This is a genomic window from Arcobacter suis CECT 7833, from assembly GCF_003544815.1.
Lineage (GTDB): Bacteria > Campylobacterota > Campylobacteria > Campylobacterales > Arcobacteraceae > Aliarcobacter > Aliarcobacter suis.
Window position 1 is genome coordinate 1,859,570 of record NZ_CP032100.1, and the last position, 17,635, is coordinate 1,877,204.

The following is a 17,635-nucleotide window of genomic DNA, read 5'->3' on the forward strand; positions in this document are numbered from 1 at the left end:
TTAGATTTCCTCTATATTCACTAAATAAGTTGGGGATTATAGTTAAAACTTACTTAAATATTCTTTAGTTTATTTTAACAATTACTTCATTATCTACAACATCAAAGTCAATAGTGCTTCCTTCACCTATTTTATCTTCTAAAATTAAATCAGCTAATTTATCTTCAACTATCTCATAAATAGCACGTTTTAATGGTCTTGCACCATAAACTGGATCAAATCCAATTTTTGCAATATACTCTTTTGCATTTTGTGTTAAAGAAATTTTTATATCTTTTTCTTCAACTTTTTTCTTAATATTATTAAATAAAATATCTACAATATTTGTAATTGCGGCTAAATTTAATTGCTCAAAAATTACAATATCATCAAGTCTATTTAGAAATTCTGGTCTAAAATGATTTTTTAATTCATTTAAAACAGCTTTTCTTCTCTCTTCTTTATCAGAAATTTCAATTATTCTTGCACTTCCAATATTTGAAGTTAAAATAATAATTGTATTTTTAAAATCAACTGTTACACCTTTGTTATCAGTTAATCTTCCATCATCTAAAACTTGTAATAAAATATTAAATACATCAGGATGAGCTTTTTCAACCTCATCAAATAAAATTACACTATAAGGTTTTCTTCTAACAGCCTCTGTTAATTGACCGCCCTCTTCGTACCCAACATAACCTGGAGCTGCACCTACAAGTCTTGAAACAGCGTGTTTTTCCATATATTCACTCATATCAAATCTAATAAGTGATTTTGGGTCATCAAATAAGAATTTTGCTAAAGTTTTTGCACTTTCAGTTTTTCCAACTCCAGTTGGTCCTAAAAATAAGAAACTTCCAATTGGTCTATTCGTTTCACTTAGTCCAGCTTTATTTCTTTTTATTGCTCGGCTAATTGCTTTTAATGCTTCATCTTGTCCTATTACATCTTTTTTTAGAACTTCTTCAACCATTAAAACTTTTTGTTTTTCTGAGTCCATCATTTTATTAACAGGAATTCCTGTCCATCTTGAAACAATACTTGCAATTGCTTCTTCATCAACAGAATTTCTTAAAAGAGTTCCCTCTTTTTGCATTCTTTTCCATTTTTCTTCATTCTCTTTTATTTTTGCTTCTAAAGTTGGAATTTCTCCATACTCTATTTGAGCTGCTTTTTCAAAGTTTGATTCTCGTTTTGCGATATTTGCTCTATTTTTTAATTCATCAATTTTTACTTTTAACTCACTTGTTATGTTAAAAGTCTCTTTTTCATTTGCAAATCTTGCTTCTAAATTTTGTTTTTCTTCATTTTTATCGGCAAGTTCTTTTTCTATTTGAACAATTCTTTCTTCATTTTTTTTGCCCTCTTCCATTTTTAGAGCTTCTTTTTCAACATTTAAAGTTTGAATCTCTCTTTTTATAGAAGATAAGGCATTTGGTTCACTCTCAATTTGCATTTTAAGTTCAGCCGCTGCTTCATCTATTAAGTCAATTGCTTTATCTGGTAAAAATCTATCTGTAATGTATCTATTTGATAATTTTGCAGCTGCAACCAATGCACTATCATTTATAGTTACATTATGGTGAGTTTCAAGTTTTTCTTTTATTCCTCTTAATATTTGCAAAGCTTCATTAACACTTGGTTCATTTACATTTATTGGTTGAAATCTTCTTTGCATTGCTGTATCTTTTTCAAAATACTTTCTATACTCTTTTAAAGTTGTTGCACCAATTGTATGTAATTCACCCCTTGCTAATGATGGTTTTAAAATATTAGCTGCATCCATAGAACCTTCACTTGCACCTGCTCCAATGATTGTGTGAATCTCATCAATAAATAAAATTATATTTCCAGCTTTTTTAACTTCATCAATAACTGATTTTAGTCTATCTTCAAATTCACCTCTATATTTTGCACCTGCAATCATTGAACTCATATCTAAAGTAATTACTCTTTTATTTAATAGTGATGTAGGAACATCTTTATTTACTATTTTTTGAGCAAGACCTTCAGCGATTGCTGTTTTTCCAGTTCCTGGTTCTCCAATTAAAATTGGATTGTTTTTTGTTTTTCTAATTAAGATTTGCATCATTCTGCTGATTTGTTCATCTCTTCCAATAACTGGGTCAAGAAGTCCATCAATTGCTTTTTTATTTAAATCTATTCCATATTTATTTAAAGCTTCAAGATTTTCATCTCCACTATTACTATCAATAGTTTTCCCAGCACGCATTGCTTCAAGTTCTTTTTTTGCTTCTTTTAAATCTACATATTTTCCTAATACATCTTTGATTACAGAAGAATCAAGATTTGAAATAAGCCATGTATCAACAGCTATAAATTTATCTCCAAAACTTGCCATTAATCCTTCTGCATTTTGTAAGGAAGAAAGAAGATTTCTTGATAATTTTATACTCTCTTTTGTAACACTTGAAACACTTGCTAGTTTTGAAGTATATGATTTTGCTTCAAGTTCAATTGCTACTTTATTTACATTCATTTTATTTAATAACTGATTTAAAACCGAATTTGTATTTGATAACAATGCCCAAAGTAAATGTATTACTTCAACCTCTTGGTTTTTATTGTGTAAAGCTAAAGCTATACTTGAGTCTATTGTTTCTGTAAGTTGATTTGTTAGTTTTTCAAAAATTTTATTCATATCTAGCACTCCTTTAATTTAACTGCTAATAAAATTATATCACTTGAGTCAATGATTGTCAAGTTATATAATATAATCCTCTAAATCCTGATTTTCTTTTATTGGTAAAACAATTACTAAAGAGCATCCTTTATAATTTTTTTTATCTTTAATAAATTCGATATTTTTAGCATAAATACTTCCTTTCATATGTTCAACTACTATTTGGTGGGACATATAAAGCCCTATTCCTGTTCCTTGAGATTTGTGTTTTGTTGTAAAATAAGGATCAAATATTTTTGAAACTATTGTTTCATCAACTCCACCACCATTATCATTTACTTCTATAACACATCTTTTATTTTTAATAAAAGTTTTAATATTCATAAATCTTGCATTTACATCTTGTGTCATTAAAGCATCTTTTGCATTATTTATAATATTTACCAAAACTTGTAAAAATTCATTTGGATAACCATTTATAATCAAATCTTCATTTAAATGGGTTTCTACTTGAATATTATGATTTTGTATACTTGATTTTAAAAGTTTCAACACTCTTAAAATACTCTCATTTATACAAAAGTCTTCTATCATTTTATCTGCTTTAAAAAAATTTCTAAAATCATCAATAGTTTTTGATAAATATTGAGTGTTTTCAACTATTAAATCCAAGGATTCATACAATCTTTCATCACTAATTTGATTAAATTCTTTTTCAAATTTGATTCCACTAGCACAAGTACTAATTACACTTAATGGTTGTCTCCATTGGTGGGCAATATTTCCTATCATTTCTCCCATTGATGCCATTTTTGATTGTTGAAAAAGTAATTTATCTTTAGCTTTTAATTCTGTTATATCTATAATTGTTGAAAGTTTTACTTTTTTTCCATTTAATTTAATAAATTTTTCTTGTCCTAAACAAGTATGTTTTATCCCTTTTACAATAATATCAAACTCATAAGGTAAAGTATTTTTTTTATAATTTTTTATTAATAAATCTTTATATTTATCATCAATAAATTCTAATAGATCTTTTCCTATTAGCTCACTTTTAGTATTTAATTTTAGAAATTTTATAGCGACATTATTTGCATCAACACATATTCCTTTATCATGTATTACTATAACTTCCATTGTTGAGTTAAATAAAGATTTAAAACTACTCAAAGATGCTTCTAGGGAATCTTCTCTTTTATCTATTTCTATTTTCATTTTATTAAAACTATTTAATAAAATATTAAATTCATTGTAATATGATTTTCTGATGTCAATATTATAATTTCCATTGGCAATACTTGCTGTAGTTTGTTGTAAATCATCAAAAGATTTAAAAATTCTTTTTGAAATTTTTAAAGATAAAAGTGTTGCAACTATTACAAAAGTTATCATACTAAAAATCATTCCAAAAATAATACTATTTAATGATTTTAATATAAGTTCATAACTTTCTCGTACAACTATTTTCCAACCTGTTTTTTCAATAGAAGTATAAGTTCCGTATTGCTCATTTTCAAATGAATTTGAATAAAACATTGCAAAGTCATAAGGTTCTAAAATATCAATCAATTCTGTAAATACTTTTTGACTTTTTTCGTTAAATCTTTGTAAAACTAAATCAGGATTATTTGGATTTAAAATTACAGTTCCACTACTATCAAAAATTTTAACCATATGAGTATTATCTTGATTTTTAAATCTTGAAATGAAATCAGAAATTTCTTTTAATTGAACCATTAAAACAACTACTTTATCATCAAGTCTAAAACTGTATGAAATTGCTGCTTCTTCATCAACTGTTGATAAAAAAACATTTGACCAATAATCATCATTTTCTTTAATACCTTTGAAATATTCTTGATTTGAATAATCAAAACCTTTATAAATTTTCAAATTAGTCGCAGCATAAAAATCTTCTATAATTCCATCTTTATTTAAGACTAAAATACTAGAAATATTTGTATTTGTATCAACAATATTTTTTAACAATGTATTATTATCTTGATAATTACTTTTTATATAAAAAGAGATTTTATATATTTTAGATAAAAACTTATCCATTTCAGATTCAATTTGATACAAAATTTGTTTTTGATTATGCTGGATAATATTTAATTTAGAAAAATAAAAGTTTATCATTGCTATTAATCCAACACTAATTGCAATAAAAATTGAAAATGATATTAAGATTATTAAAATCTCTTTTTTTAAGCTTTTTTCTTTTCTCATTCTACTTTTTCAAACTTTCCATTTACTACTTTAAATGTATCAAATTTCCTAACAACATCCCCATATTGGTCAAAAACAATAATATCCTGCAAACCTTTGAATTCTTTTTTTATTAATAAATTCTTCTTAAGTTCAGTTTGCTCTCCCATTTTTAGAAGTTCAATTACAACTCTTGCTAATTCATAACCTTTTGAAGCGTATAAAGAGGGTTCTATATTATATTTGTTTTTAAATTTGTTAGAAAAATTAATAAAATCTTCACTTTTTGAATTTTCATCATAATCAATATTAAAAATAATTCCTTCACTATATTTCCCTGTATTTTCAATAAAAGCAGGTGTCATAGCCCATTCAGAAGAGGCAATTTGTGTCTTAATACCTTTAATTCTGAGATATTGAACAACTCTTGATGCATCAAGGGAATTTGCACAAATCAAAACTAAATCTGGATTTAAATTATTTATATCAAGAACTAAATCATCTAAATTCTCATCTGTTTTAGCATATTTTATAAAATTTTCACCGCCATTAGATATAAAACTTTTTTCAAAATTTTCTAAATAATCTTTTGTATATGTAATATTACCTGGGTCGTAAATTCCATATATTTTTTTATAATTATTATCTTTTACATATTTTGTAAAAGTTGAAAATCTTTGTTCATTATTTGCCACATGAACTCTAAAAAATTGATCATCAATTCCTGAAAATTCATTACTAGCAGATGCTGCTGAAATCATAAACATATCTTTATGCTTATTTATTATAGACATAGAAATTTTTGACATACTACTTGTCACATTTCCCATAACTATTTTTATACCTTGATTTATAAAATCATTTACAATTTGCCTATTTACTTCTTCATCTTTTTTATCGTCTTTAAAAATAAGTTCAATTCTTTTTCCATTGATTTCATATTTTTCTTCTTCAAAAGCTAAAATAATTCCATTCATCATAGGATTTCCTAAATCAGAATATTTTGCAGTTAAAGCCCCAACAAAACCAATTTTTATAAGTTCTTTGGAATTTTTGAAAAAGAATAAAAAACAAACTCCTGCAAATAGGGCTATTGTAAGAAATATATAAAGCTTTTTCATAAAGATTCCAATCAAAAAGTTTTCTATCTCATTATATAATTTTTTTATATAAATGTTATAATTAAAAAAATAATTATTTTTATAGGATTTTAAATGTTATGTGGAATTGATGAAGCAGGACGAGGACCAATTGCTGGACCGTTAGTTGTAGCTGGTGCTATTTTAGAAAAAGAAATATTTGGATTAAATGATTCAAAAGTTTTAAGTGAAAAAAAAAGAGAAAAACTTTTTGAAGAGATAATTGAAAAGTCAAAATATCATATAGTTTTTACAGATGCAAAAATAATCGATGAAAAAGGTTTGAGTTTTTGCCTTAAAAATTCTATTATGGAAATCATGGAAAATCTAAAAAATAATTGTAATTTGTTTTTAATGGATGGAAACACAACTTTTGGAATATCAAATTTAACTTGTAAAATAAAAGCAGATGCTACTGTTCCACAAGTAAGTGCTGCTTCTATTTTAGCAAAAGTTAGCCGTGATAGATATATGCTAAATATTGCAAAAGATTTTCCAAATTATGATTTTCATAAACACAAAGGTTATGGAACAGCAGCACACGTTGAAGCCATAAAACAATTTGGAAGAAGTAGTGAACACCGATATAGTTTTAGATTAAAAGCTTTAGGTGAAGAAGATATTGGAGTTCAAAAGAGTCTATTTTAGACTATTTTGAAACTTCTCCAATATGTTTTTCAATAGATTCTATTTTGGTTTTTAATCTATTATCTTGTCCTTTTCTAATATCAAATTTTAAAGTTGCATAAACTCTATTACAACCTAACTCTTCTAATTTTAGATAACATTTTTCTACTAAAGATAAAGCCTCTTTTAAAGTATCTGTTTCAATTATTGTAGCCATTGCAGTTAGTTGATAACTTGCTCCACTTTCTCTTATAATTTTTATAACTTCTGATACTTCTTTGCTTTTACTTTCGCTTTTATCAGTAGGAAACATAGACATTTCTAATAATATTGACATATAAATAATTCCTTTAAATACAATGTATTGATTTAGTTGTTGGATTATAACATAGCTATTTTATTAAATTCTTATATTAATTTTTTTGACTATAAATTATACAAATAGCTTTTAAGGAAGTATATATTTTTTATTTATAATTTAAAATAATTTTGATAACATATATTAGAATTAAATAAAAGGATTAAAATGCAATTAGAAGTATCTGCTGAAGTAATATTATCTCAATTAGGATATTCAAAAAGTGAAGCTTCACTAAAACAAGCTGAAAAAATGATGGAATCAACAACAAATTTTGATAAATTTGCAAAACACATTTTCACACTAAATGATCACCTAAAAAAAATGAATGCTTATGTAGGTCTGTCTAACAAATCAAATCATTTAAAAATCAAATGTGATGAAAATGACTCTGAAGAAATTTTACAAGAATTTCACGAAGAAGTTTCACATTGGGCTAATAAATACAATGTGAACCTTGAAAAAACAGATAACAAACACGTTTACTATATTTTAGGAAGTAATTAAAATATCTTTTTATAACTATGACAATAAGGCATCTTTTGGTGTCTTTCATAGTAATCCTGGTGATACTCTTCTGCTTCGTAAAATGGCACTAAATCATGTAAAGAAGTAGCAACTTTAAAACCTTTTTCTTCTAGCTGTAAAATTAACTTTTCACTTATAGTTTTTTGTTCGACATCGACATAAAAAATTGCAGATAAATATTGGCTTCCAATATCTGGACCTTGACCATTTGTTTGAGTAAAATCATGTATTTCAAAAAATAATTTTGCCAATGCTTCAAAAGAAACAATAGTTTCATCATAAGTGATTTCTACAACTTCTAAATGACCTGAAAATCCTGTACAAACCATTTGATAATTTGGATTTTCTATATGTCCACCCATATAACCAGAAATTGCAGATTTTACACCTTCTAATTTTTCAAAATGATACTCAACTCCCCAAAAACAACCCGCTGCAAAATATGCTTTTTTTATATTTTGATTTTCCATTTTAATTCCTATTATCCCTTATTAACATTACTGTTTTATTTTCACCTAATATTTTTATATCAAATAATTCAGTAGCTTTTATTAATTCTCCTAATTTTTTATATCCATAATTAATAGGGGAAAAAGATGAATTTTGATTGATATATAAACCAACAGCAGCGATATTTGACCAACCACTATCATCAGAGGTTTGTTCTGCTGCTTTTCTTAAAAGTGCTACAAGTTTTGTATCTTTTCTTAGTTGTACTTTTGTTAATTTATTATTATTTGAACTAGCACATGCCACATCTTCTTTTGTATAATCAAAGAGTTTTTCCACATAAATAAACTGCGAACAAGCATTTACGAATGATTCAGGAGTTTTATCTTCTCCATATCCATAAACTGTAATTCCATTTGATAATATTCTTGAAACCACAGGAGTAAAATCACTATCACTTGTTACAAGAGCTAAAGCTCCAAGATTTCTAGTATAAAGTAAATCCATAATATCAATAACCATTGCAATATCACTTGCATTTTTACCTTTTGTGTAAGCAAATTGTTGGATTGGTTTTATATTATATTTATGTAAAATATCTTCCCAACCTTGAAGTCTTTTATCTTTCCAGTTTCCGTAGGCATTTCTTATATTTATAGTTCCATATTTTGATAAATCATTTATAATACTATCAATATATTTTGCACTTACATTATCACAATCTATAAGCATTGCGATATTTATTTGAGGAATATTCATGCTTTTGCTTCAAAATTTAATGAAATAGAGTTTACACAATGTCTTGTGTCTTTTGAAGTTAATCTTTCACCTTCAAAAACATGACCTAAATGCCCACCACAAGAGGCACAAACAATCTCTACTCTTCTTCCGTCTCTATCTGGAACTCTTTTTACAGCTCCTTGTATTTCATCATCAAAACTAGGCCATCCACAACCTGATTTGAATTTATCTTCTGATTTATAAAGTTGCGCATCACATTTTTTACATGTAAATATTCCTTCTTCATAAAAATCATTATACTTTCCAGTAAAAGGATATTCTGTTCCTTTATTTTCTATTACATATTTTTCTTCATCGTTTAATTCATTATAATTCATTATATATTTTCCTTTTTATTTATCAAATCTTATTATATATTTTATTCCATTTTGCATTTTTTCAACACTTAATAATCCAAAATTTTTCTCTACAAATACTTTTACTAAATAAAACCCCAAATCGAAATCTTCATTTTGATTATAGTTATTTGCATTATCACTGTAAATTATATAAATTGATTCATTTTTATCTTCAAAATTCACATCTATTTGCTTTTTTTCTACAATTTCATTTAATTTAAAATTCTCTATTGATTTAGCTATTAATTTACTAAAAATATGTTTTATTTCATCAAAAACAATATTTAAAGATAATAAATTATCTCCTGTTACATTCAAGTCTATATCCAAACTATTAATCTCATCTTTTAATAAAAAAAGAGCATTATCCAAAGATACTTTTAAATTTACATTCTCTTTATTTTTCTGATTATTAAAAAATTTATGAAAATCTTGCATAATTTCATCTAATTTATCCATTTCAAACAATGTTTTCTTAAATATTTCATCTTCTTTAAATTCTTCTATATTTGCCAATTTAAAATCTAAAGATTGTAAATAAAATTTTATTTTATCAATAGGTTCTCGCCATTGTAAAGATATAACATCAATCAAAGAAGCCATTGCACCAATTTTAGAGTGCTGAACAATTATTTCATCTTTTTGTCTTATTTGTTCAACTTGTTCTTTTACTATTTCATTTAAATTTGTATTTACAAGTTCAAGTTCAGTCATAACTGTTGCTAATTTTAAATGAACTTCAACTCTTTTTAGTAAAACTTCACTATAAAATGGTTTTGTAATATAATCAACTGCACCTAATTCAAAACCTTTTACAATATCTTTTTCATCATCTTTTACTGTTAAAAAGATTAATGGAATTTTTTTTGTTTTTTCATTTGATTTTATTTTTGAACAAACATAATAACCGTCCATTGTAGGCATTACAACATCAAGTAAAATCAAATCAAATTTGTTTTTTTCTAATAACTCTAAAGCTTTTTCTCCACTTTGTGCATAAATAACATTGTAATCTTTTAAAATATTCATTGCAACTTGTAAATTTTTTGGGTCATCATCTACTAATAAAATTTTATTTTCATATTTCTTATTCATATTTTAGCCTTTTAAGATTTCAAATTTATCTTCTAATTGTTTTAATCTAACATAAGAATTTACTTTAGTAATCAATTCAACTGTAATAAAAGGTTTTACCACATAATCAATTCCACCACTTTCATAAGCTTGTTCAATATCTTGTGAAGAATCTTTCCCTGATAAAAATATTACTGGAATTTTTTTTGTTCTTGCTTCACTTTTTAACTTTGCACAAACATCAAAACCATTCATATCTGGCATCATTATATCTAATAATATTAAATCAAAATCATGTTCTTTTATCAATTCAAGTGCCATTGTTCCACTTTTGGCATAAAACATTTTATAACCTTCATTTTTCAAAATATTCATTGCCATTTGAATATTTTTCGCGATATCATCTACTATTAAAATTTTGCTTTCAGTTTTCAAGTTTAGCCTTTAAATTCTCTATTAATTCTAAAAATGTATTCATTAAATAATCAACTTTTTCGATATCAAAAGCTTCTACATTTTTTATTAACTCTTTTGAGTAATCATCCAATAAATATATATCTTCTTTTAGTGCTAATTCATTTAATTTTAAAGCAAACTCTTCAATCAAAGAAAAATCTCCACCATCTTTTATATTTAGCCATTGTGGTTTAAACTCATTTTCTAACTTATTTATTACCACTTTTAGTTTTTCTAAATCAATTATTTTATGAGAGTTTTCTTCTTTTAAACTTTTTTGAATGGTTTGATATTTTAAATATTTAGCCAACTCTTCAATTAAATCATCCAAAATTACTGGTTTTCTTAAATATCCATCAAAACCATATTTTGACACTTTTTCCAAATCTTTTCCCATAACAGAAGCAGTTAAGGCAATCAATGGAATATTTTTTAATTTTTCATCTTTTTTAAGAATTGTCGCTGCTTCATATCCATCCATTACAGGCATTCTTAAATCCATTAATATCAAATTTACATTTACATTTTTTAATAATTCTATTGCTTCTTTTCCATTTTCCGCCATTATTAAATCAATATCAAAATCTTTTAAACTAGCCTGTACCAGTTTTCTATTTTCTAAAACGTCATCAACTACAAGTATCACAGCTTTTTCAAACATAATATTTGAAGCTTTTAGTTTTGAAGAGATAACCTCATCTTCCATTGAACTAACTGGAATATCTCTAAAAATTACTGTAAAAGTTGAACCTTTATTTTTTTGACTCTCAACTTTTATCTCACCATTCATCATTTTAATCAACTTTGTACAAATTGCCAAACCTAAACCTGTTCCACCATATTTTGCCACATCGTGATTTTCTTGTTGTTCAAAGGCATTAAAAATAGTTTCTAAATTTTTTTCATCAATTCCAATTCCAGTATCTTCAACACTAAAAATCAAATCTATTTTACTTTTTATATTATCTTTATAAACATTTTCAACTTTTAGTTTTATATGACCTATTTGAGTAAATTTAATAGCATTTCCAATTAGATTAAACAAAACTTGTCTAATTCTAACTCCATCCATAATTATATATTTTGGAATGGTTTTATCAATATCAACTATAAATGTGATATTTTTACTGATTATTTTAGAGTGAAAAATTGACTCTATTTCTAAAAATAAATTTGTTGGATTTAAAGATTCATTTCTAATTTCAAGCTTTCCAGCTTCTATTTTTGATAAATCTAAAATATCATTTATGATTCGTAAAAGTGCATTTCCACCTTTTTTTATAGAATCTAAATACTCTTTATGTAGTGGATTTTTTATCTCTTTGTCTAATATTTCTGTAAATCCAATTACTGAATTCATAGGTGTTCTTATTTCATGGCTCATATTTGCTAGAAATTCACTTTTTTGTTTTGATATATTTTCTGCTATATCTTTTGCTTTTTTTAACTCTTCATTTAAAGATTGAATATTATTTCGTTCTTTTTCTAACTCTTTTTGGATTTTTTCTTTTTGAGTAATTTCTTCTTTTAATGTTCGATTCCAATAAAATATAATAGCTAATATGATAATTGAAATAGTTAATATATTCCAAATCAACTCATAATCAATTTTTTGTTCATAATCAATTTTTATCCATTTTCTATATATTTCGTCTTTTTTTTCAGTTGGAATATTTTCTAATAATTTATTTAAAATAGAAACCAATAATACATCATCTTTTTTTACCCCAAAACCATAACCATAGTTATAACCAGTTGGTCCAGCTATTTTTAGATTACTCAAACCATGTTTTTTACTATAAAATTCAAATGATGGAATATCTAAAATAAAATAATCAATTTGAGAATTTGACAACTCTTTTAACCCCTCCAAAGCATTATCATATTCTTTGATATTTTTGATTTGAGGAAAATCTCTTTTTATATCTTCTATTATTGAATAACCCTTTACAGTTGCTATTTTTTTATTTGTGATATTATTAAAAGAGTTAATATAATTGGTTTCTTTGTTATTGGAAATTATTACTATTTCTGCACCAACATATTTATTTGAAAAATTCAAATATTCACTTCTTGAAGCTGAATAAGATATTGAATCAATTAAATTTATTTTTTTATTTTTTATTAGACTAAGAGTATCAGCCCAAGAATTAGTTTTTACATACTCTAATTCAAGTCCACTATCTTTAAATACTTCATTTACAATATCTGGAACAATTCCTATATAATTCCCATTTTCATCATAAAAAGAGTAAGGAGGCCAGAAAAAATCACCCGAAATTTTGATTTTTGGATTGTTTTTTATCCAAGTAATCTCCTCTTGCGTAAAATGAGCTGATTTTTCTTCTTTAAGTTCAAATACCCATTTTTTATTTATCTTCTCTTTTTCATCTTCAATAATTTTTGGCATAACTTTTTGAATAATATTAAATAAAGTCGTATTCTCTTTTAAAATAGCCATTGATAAATCGATTTTGTCAAAATCTGCTTTAAATTTTACTTCAATATTTGTATATAACTCTTTTTCAACAAAATATGAAAATACAGGCATATTTCCTATAAAAATATCAGCTTTTCCATAAGATACAAAATCAAAGGCTTCTTTATTTGATGAAGCAAAAACAAATTTTACATTTGGGTATTTTTTCATTATTTTTTCATAAACAAAATTACCCTTTTGAACCGCAATTGTGTAGTTTTGTATTTCATCAAAACTTTTAATATTTAACTCTTTTTTTGCAATAACAACAACATCTATTGTTAAATAAGGAGAAACATAATTTAAATAATTTTCTCTATCTGATGTTTTTGCAGCACAAGCTAACATATCTAGTTTTTTATCTTTGATATTTGAAATTACAGTATACCAATCACTTGCATTTATCTCAAATTTTAATCCAGTATATTTACTAATTATTTCTAAATATTCAGAAGCTATTCCTTTATATTCACCTTTTTCGTTTACATATTCAAAAGGTGGCCAATTTGCATCAACACCAACTTTTATAGTTGGATTATTTTTTATCCATTGTAATTCTTCTAAAGTAAAAAGGGATTGAGTATTTTTATCAATATTTGAAAAAAGTGTAGAAACAAAAATAATTAAAATAACTAAATATTTCATTTTAAGCCTACCTTAAAGTTAGTATAAAATTATTATAACATAAAAAGATATTTTTTCTTACGATACAAAAAACTCCTCTTCTACAATAATTTTATTCTCAAAAAGTATCTTTCCAACAAAAATATCACCTTTTTTAAATTCGCCAACGCCAGAGGGTGTTCCACTCATTAAAATATCCCCATCTTCGAAACTCAGAAAAGTATTTGCTTCTTTTATTATCTGTAATGGTTTATTTATCATCATAGAAATGTCACCTTTTTGTTTTAATTCTCCATTTATAAAAAGCTCTATTCCTAACTTTGAAATATCATCTTTGAAACTGATAAATTTTGAAAAAACAGCAGCTCCATCAAATGCTTTTGCACGCTCCCAAGGAAGACCTTTTTGTTTTAATTTATTTTGAATTTTTCTTAAAGTTAAATCAAGTCCAAAAGCAACTGCACTTATTTTATTATCTTTAATTAAAAATGAAATTTCAGCTTCATAATGACAAGAGTTTTGATTTTTTGGGAAAATTAATTTATTTGAAATTGATGAATTTGGTTTAATAAAAAATACCATTTCTTCTGGTATTTCATTTTTTAACTCTTTTATATGTTCTATATAATTTCGTCCAATACATACAACTTTTGATGAAAATATTTCATTATCATCTAACAATATTTTATTCATAATTTTTTCTTTTTTAAATAAATGTAAGCAACATTTTGATGCTTAGAATCATTAATAAACATGCGAAAACTTTTTTTACAATTTCAACAGGTAAAATATGTACTAATTTAACTCCTATTGGAGCAGTTAAAAAACTAAAAAATGCAACAATACCAAATGCAGGTAATGACACATAACCTAACATCAAATTATCTAAATTTGTGTGAGACCAACCATTTATCATATAACCTAAAGTTCCACTTATTGCAATTGGTAAACCAATTGCTGCACTTGTTCCAATTGCTTTTTTTAACTCAACATTTTGCCATAATAAATATGGAACACTAAGCGATCCTCCACCAATAGAAACCATTGCAGAAATCGCTCCTATAACAGAAGCTGAGAAAAATTGAATGGCTGGAGCAAAAAGGGTACGACTAGGTTTTGGTTTTTTATTTAAAAACATTTGAATAGAAACATAAGCCATAAAAATAGAAAAGAAAATAGCCAAAAACAATGAACTTAAGATTGAAGCTAAAAATGTAGCTAAAAATGTTCCAATTAAAACTCCTGGTGCCATCATTTTAACAACATCCCAAAGAACACCTTTTTTCTTATTGTGAGCTCTCAAACTAGAAATAGAAGTAACAACAATAGTTGCCATTGAAGTTCCTAAAGCTATATGTACAACATTTTCACTAGAGATTCCTTGAGCTAAAAACAAAGTTGTAAGTACAGGAACTATAATTCCTCCTCCACCAATTCCTAATAAACCAGCAGCTATTCCCACAAGAATACCTAATAAAACATAAGCGATTAAAAATTCAAATCCAAACATAAAACTACCTAAAATATAATTTCTTTTTATAAGAATTATAATAACACACTATCCCATAAAAATTAATATACTAAAAGATATGGTGATTATTATATAATTCAGAAAAATAATTATAGGTTAAAGAAATGAAAGATAATTTACTAATAGTTTGGACAAATGGTGATATTGAAGTAGCAAATAAATTTCCACTTTTATATTCATCCGTAATTTTAGAACGAGAATATTGGAAAACAGCCCATCTAATGCTTTGGGGATCATCAATAAAATTAGCAAAAGAAAATATTCAAATTCAAGAACAATTAAAAAAAATTCAACAAACAGGTGTAAAAATGAGTGCTTGTATAGTTTGTGTTGAAGATTACGATGCAACTTCTATTTTAAAAGAGTTAAATATAGAAATAACTCACACAGGAGTTCTTTTAACAACTGCCCTAAAAGATGAAACTTGGGCAGTTATGACTATTTAATATTTTTCTAATAAATCTTTTATAATCACAGAAGTAATTCCCCAAATTACTTCGCCCTCATATTTATAAACCCAAATCTTATGTTTTTTATTTCCCCATGGTTTTTTATAAGTATCAGGAAGTCCTAACTCTTCAACTGGGAAATAAATCTCTTTTTCTCCATTTTCATGAATTTTATAAGGATGAATTTCATGGGCTAAAGTATATTCTTCTGGTTCATTTTCTTTAAAAAAAGAGATTGGAATAAGAAGAGTTTTTTCAACTTCACTAAAATCTATTTTCATATTTTTATAGGCTTTTTTCTTTACTCTTGCCACAAAAGATTCAATAACAGCACCAATTGGAGCCATATAAGTATCAAGTTGTCCTAAAATTTTTATATCTTTTTTAACAATTCCTAGCTCTTCAAAAGTTTCTCTCAAAGCTGTGTCTTTAAAACTTTTATCAACTCCAGCTTCAAAACCACCACCTGGAAAACAAATATCTCCACCTTGTCTTATAGTTGCTGCTCTTTTTTGAAATAACAGATGATATTCACCATTCATTTTTACAAGGGGAATTAAAACTGCACTATTAAAAAATCTATCTCTTCCTAAAACATTTGGGTATTTTGGCAGATTTGATACTAACTTTTTTAGATTATCTTTTTTCATATATTTTCTTCTATATTTTTAATTGCATCTATCATTGTTTTTACTATTTTTCTTAAGTCATTTTCATTTATCGTATAAGCAACTATTGAATAAACAAGTTTTCCAAATGGTCTTATCCAAACTCCATTTTTTACACAATAATCTTGAACTTTTTGGGCATAACAATCATCAACTAACTCTATAATTCCAATAGCTCCAATATTTCTTACATCTTTTACAAATTTTAAATCTTTTGCATTTTGTAATTCTTGAGTAAAAATATTTTCAATATTTTTTACATTATCTTGCCAATTACTTTCAAGAAGTAAATCAATACTAGCATTTGCAACGCTACAAGCTAGTGGATTTGCCATAAATGTTGGTCCATGCATTAAAACACCAATTTCGCTATTTGATATAATTTCACTTACACTTCGTGAGGTAACCATAGCAGCCATTGTCATATAACCACCTGTTAATCCTTTTCCAATAGTCATAATGTCTGGTTTTATTTCTGCCCACTCACAAGCAAACATTTTACCCGTATGTCCAAAACCAGTTGCTATTTCATCGGCTATTAATAATACATCGTATTTTGTACATAATTCCCGTGCTTTTTTAAGATATTCAGGATTATAAATCCTCATTCCACCAGCACCTTGAACTATTGGTTCAACTATAAAAGCAGCTATTTCTTCGTGATATTTTTCAAATGCTTCTTCTAAAGCTTTCATCTCTTCTCCAAAATCACTTGAAAATCCTAATTTAGGAGCTTTTACAAAAATATTTTCACTTAAATATGAACCATAAATACTGTGCATCGAATTTTGTGGGTCGCAAACACTCATGGCTCCTAATGTATCGCCATGATATGCATGTTCAAGGGCAAAAAATTTATATTTTTTTAGCCCCTTTGCTTTTTGATATAAAATGGCAGTTTTTAGTGCAACTTCAACTGAAACCGAACCACTATCACATAAAAAAACACTATGAAGTCCTGTTAAATTAACAAGCTTTTGAGAGAGTAAACTTGACTGTTCGTGAGCTAATCCTCCAAACATAATATGAGGCATAATCTCAACTTGTTTTTTTAATGCTTCATTTAATTTTGGGTGATTATATCCATGAATTGCGCTCCACCAAGAGCTCATTGCATCAATTAACTCTTCTCCTGTTTGCAAAAAAATTGAAGTTTTATTTGTAGAAACAACTGGTAGTATTTTTGTTTTAGATGGAAGTGAGTTATATGGATGCCAAACATGTTCGTTGTCGATTTCTAGCCAAGTCAATAGTATTTCCTAATAATTTTATTAGGTGGATT

The 17,635-nt window shown here is 26.0% G+C and carries 17 protein-coding genes; 3 read left to right on the forward strand and 14 right to left on the reverse strand.

Annotated elements, in window-relative coordinates; all coding sequences use genetic code 11:
* Positions 1–64: 64 nt before the first annotated feature.
* From ASUIS_RS09635 to ASUIS_RS09645, 3 genes are all read right to left on the reverse strand, one after another.
* Complete coding sequence (locus tag ASUIS_RS09635) at positions 65–2,641, reverse strand: ATP-dependent Clp protease ATP-binding subunit (protein WP_118886904.1); 2,577 nt, start codon at positions 2,639–2,641, stop codon at positions 65–67.
* A 63-nt stretch (positions 2,642–2,704) separates the two neighbouring features.
* Positions 2,705–4,852 carry an ATP-binding protein gene (locus tag ASUIS_RS09640; RefSeq protein ID WP_118886906.1) on the reverse strand — a complete coding sequence of 716 codons (2,148 nt, stop codon included), beginning with the start codon at positions 4,850–4,852 and terminating at the stop codon, positions 2,705–2,707.
* A complete protein-coding gene (locus ASUIS_RS09645; RefSeq protein ID WP_118886908.1) occupies positions 4,849–5,952 on the reverse strand; it encodes an ABC transporter substrate-binding protein in 1,104 nt (367 codons plus the stop codon). The genes ASUIS_RS09640 and ASUIS_RS09645 overlap by 4 nt, the downstream gene beginning before the upstream one ends.
* Positions 5,953–6,045: 93 nt before the next feature.
* On the opposite strand from ASUIS_RS09645, the gene ASUIS_RS09650 reads away from it, so the two are divergent.
* Positions 6,046–6,618 (forward strand): ribonuclease HII, encoded by a 573-nt coding sequence (locus tag ASUIS_RS09650; RefSeq protein WP_118886910.1) that lies wholly within the window; start codon positions 6,046–6,048, stop codon positions 6,616–6,618.
* Position 6,619: 1 nt separating this feature from the next.
* Here ASUIS_RS09650 and ASUIS_RS09655 read toward each other — a convergent pair whose 3' ends face one another.
* Positions 6,620–6,934, reverse strand: coding sequence for an MTH1187 family thiamine-binding protein (locus ASUIS_RS09655; protein ID WP_118886912.1), 315 nt, complete (start codon positions 6,932–6,934; stop codon positions 6,620–6,622).
* 189 nt (positions 6,935–7,123) lie between these two features.
* On the opposite strand from ASUIS_RS09655, the gene ASUIS_RS09660 reads away from it, so the two are divergent.
* A complete protein-coding gene (locus ASUIS_RS09660) occupies positions 7,124–7,462 on the forward strand; it encodes a hypothetical protein (RefSeq protein ID WP_118886913.1) in 339 nt (112 codons plus the stop codon).
* On the opposite strand, the gene msrA is transcribed toward ASUIS_RS09660, so the two are convergent.
* Genes msrA through ASUIS_RS09700 form a run of 8 tightly spaced genes read right to left on the reverse strand, consistent with a single transcriptional unit; the run spans position 7,459 to position 15,215 of the window.
* Positions 7,459–7,953: a peptide-methionine (S)-S-oxide reductase MsrA gene (gene msrA / locus ASUIS_RS09665; protein WP_118886915.1), complete on the reverse strand. Its 495-nt coding sequence runs from the start codon at positions 7,951–7,953 to the stop codon at positions 7,459–7,461. The two genes, ASUIS_RS09660 and msrA, sit on opposite strands and share 4 nt — an antisense overlap.
* A gap of 1 nt (position 7,954) precedes the next feature.
* Complete coding sequence (locus ASUIS_RS09670; protein WP_118886917.1) at positions 7,955–8,692, reverse strand: NYN domain-containing protein; 738 nt, start codon at positions 8,690–8,692, stop codon at positions 7,955–7,957.
* The gene (locus tag ASUIS_RS09675) at positions 8,689–9,051 is read right to left on the reverse strand and encodes a methionine-R-sulfoxide reductase (protein WP_118886919.1); all 363 of its coding nucleotides are present in this window, start codon (positions 9,049–9,051) and stop codon (positions 8,689–8,691) included. Before ASUIS_RS09675 ends, ASUIS_RS09670 begins: the two co-directional genes overlap by 4 nt.
* Positions 9,052–9,066: 15 nt before the next feature.
* A complete protein-coding gene (locus tag ASUIS_RS09680) occupies positions 9,067–10,167 on the reverse strand; it encodes a response regulator (RefSeq protein ID WP_118886922.1) in 1,101 nt (366 codons plus the stop codon).
* 3 nt (positions 10,168–10,170) lie between these two features.
* Complete coding sequence (locus ASUIS_RS09685) at positions 10,171–10,581, reverse strand: response regulator (RefSeq protein WP_118886924.1); 411 nt, start codon at positions 10,579–10,581, stop codon at positions 10,171–10,173.
* Positions 10,571–13,726, reverse strand: coding sequence for a transporter substrate-binding domain-containing protein (locus ASUIS_RS09690; protein ID WP_118886927.1), 3,156 nt, complete (start codon positions 13,724–13,726; stop codon positions 10,571–10,573). Before ASUIS_RS09690 ends, ASUIS_RS09685 begins: the two co-directional genes overlap by 11 nt.
* Before the next feature lie 57 nt (positions 13,727–13,783).
* Positions 13,784–14,398: a fumarylacetoacetate hydrolase family protein gene (locus ASUIS_RS09695; RefSeq protein ID WP_118886929.1), complete on the reverse strand. Its 615-nt coding sequence runs from the start codon at positions 14,396–14,398 to the stop codon at positions 13,784–13,786.
* 13 nt (positions 14,399–14,411) lie between these two features.
* Positions 14,412–15,215: a sulfite exporter TauE/SafE family protein gene (locus ASUIS_RS09700; protein ID WP_118886932.1), complete on the reverse strand. Its 804-nt coding sequence runs from the start codon at positions 15,213–15,215 to the stop codon at positions 14,412–14,414.
* A 125-nt stretch (positions 15,216–15,340) separates the two neighbouring features.
* On the opposite strand from ASUIS_RS09700, the gene ASUIS_RS09705 reads away from it, so the two are divergent.
* On the forward strand, positions 15,341–15,682 hold the full coding sequence (locus ASUIS_RS09705) for a DsrE family protein (protein WP_118886934.1): 342 nt from the start codon (positions 15,341–15,343) through the stop codon (positions 15,680–15,682).
* Here ASUIS_RS09705 and ASUIS_RS09710 read toward each other — a convergent pair.
* Both ASUIS_RS09710 and bioA read right to left on the reverse strand, forming a co-directional pair.
* The gene (locus ASUIS_RS09710; protein WP_118886936.1) at positions 15,679–16,335 is read right to left on the reverse strand and encodes an NUDIX hydrolase; all 657 of its coding nucleotides are present in this window, start codon (positions 16,333–16,335) and stop codon (positions 15,679–15,681) included. The genes ASUIS_RS09705 and ASUIS_RS09710 overlap by 4 nt on opposite strands.
* Positions 16,332–17,603, reverse strand: coding sequence for an adenosylmethionine--8-amino-7-oxononanoate transaminase (bioA, locus tag ASUIS_RS09715; RefSeq protein WP_118886938.1), 1,272 nt, complete (start codon positions 17,601–17,603; stop codon positions 16,332–16,334). Before bioA ends, ASUIS_RS09710 begins: the two co-directional genes overlap by 4 nt.
* Positions 17,604–17,635 lie beyond the last annotated feature (32 nt).

Bases quoted from the DNA above. Each gene is read 5' to 3' on its own strand.
- ASUIS_RS09635 (WP_118886904.1), bottom strand. From the start codon at position 2,641: ATGAATAAAATTTTTGAAAAACTAACAAATCAACTTACAGAAACAATA.
- ASUIS_RS09640 (WP_118886906.1), bottom strand. From the start codon at position 4,852: ATGAGAAAAGAAAAAAGCTTAAAAAAAGAGATTTTAATAATCTTAATA.
- ASUIS_RS09645 (WP_118886908.1), bottom strand. From the start codon at position 5,952: ATGAAAAAGCTTTATATATTTCTTACAATAGCCCTATTTGCAGGAGTT.
- ASUIS_RS09650 (WP_118886910.1), top strand. From the start codon at position 6,046: ATGTTATGTGGAATTGATGAAGCAGGACGAGGACCAATTGCTGGACCG.
- ASUIS_RS09655 (WP_118886912.1), bottom strand. From the start codon at position 6,934: ATGTCAATATTATTAGAAATGTCTATGTTTCCTACTGATAAAAGCGAA.
- ASUIS_RS09660 (WP_118886913.1), top strand. From the start codon at position 7,124: ATGCAATTAGAAGTATCTGCTGAAGTAATATTATCTCAATTAGGATAT.
- msrA (WP_118886915.1), bottom strand. From the start codon at position 7,953: ATGGAAAATCAAAATATAAAAAAAGCATATTTTGCAGCGGGTTGTTTT.
- ASUIS_RS09670 (WP_118886917.1), bottom strand. From the start codon at position 8,692: ATGAATATTCCTCAAATAAATATCGCAATGCTTATAGATTGTGATAAT.
- ASUIS_RS09675 (WP_118886919.1), bottom strand. From the start codon at position 9,051: ATGAATTATAATGAATTAAACGATGAAGAAAAATATGTAATAGAAAAT.
- ASUIS_RS09680 (WP_118886922.1), bottom strand. From the start codon at position 10,167: ATGAATAAGAAATATGAAAATAAAATTTTATTAGTAGATGATGACCCA.
- ASUIS_RS09690 (WP_118886927.1), bottom strand. From the start codon at position 13,726: ATGAAATATTTAGTTATTTTAATTATTTTTGTTTCTACACTTTTTTCA.
- ASUIS_RS09695 (WP_118886929.1), bottom strand. From the start codon at position 14,398: ATGAATAAAATATTGTTAGATGATAATGAAATATTTTCATCAAAAGTT.
- ASUIS_RS09700 (WP_118886932.1), bottom strand. From the start codon at position 15,215: ATGTTTGGATTTGAATTTTTAATCGCTTATGTTTTATTAGGTATTCTT.
- ASUIS_RS09705 (WP_118886934.1), top strand. From the start codon at position 15,341: ATGAAAGATAATTTACTAATAGTTTGGACAAATGGTGATATTGAAGTA.
- ASUIS_RS09710 (WP_118886936.1), bottom strand. From the start codon at position 16,335: ATGAAAAAAGATAATCTAAAAAAGTTAGTATCAAATCTGCCAAAATAC.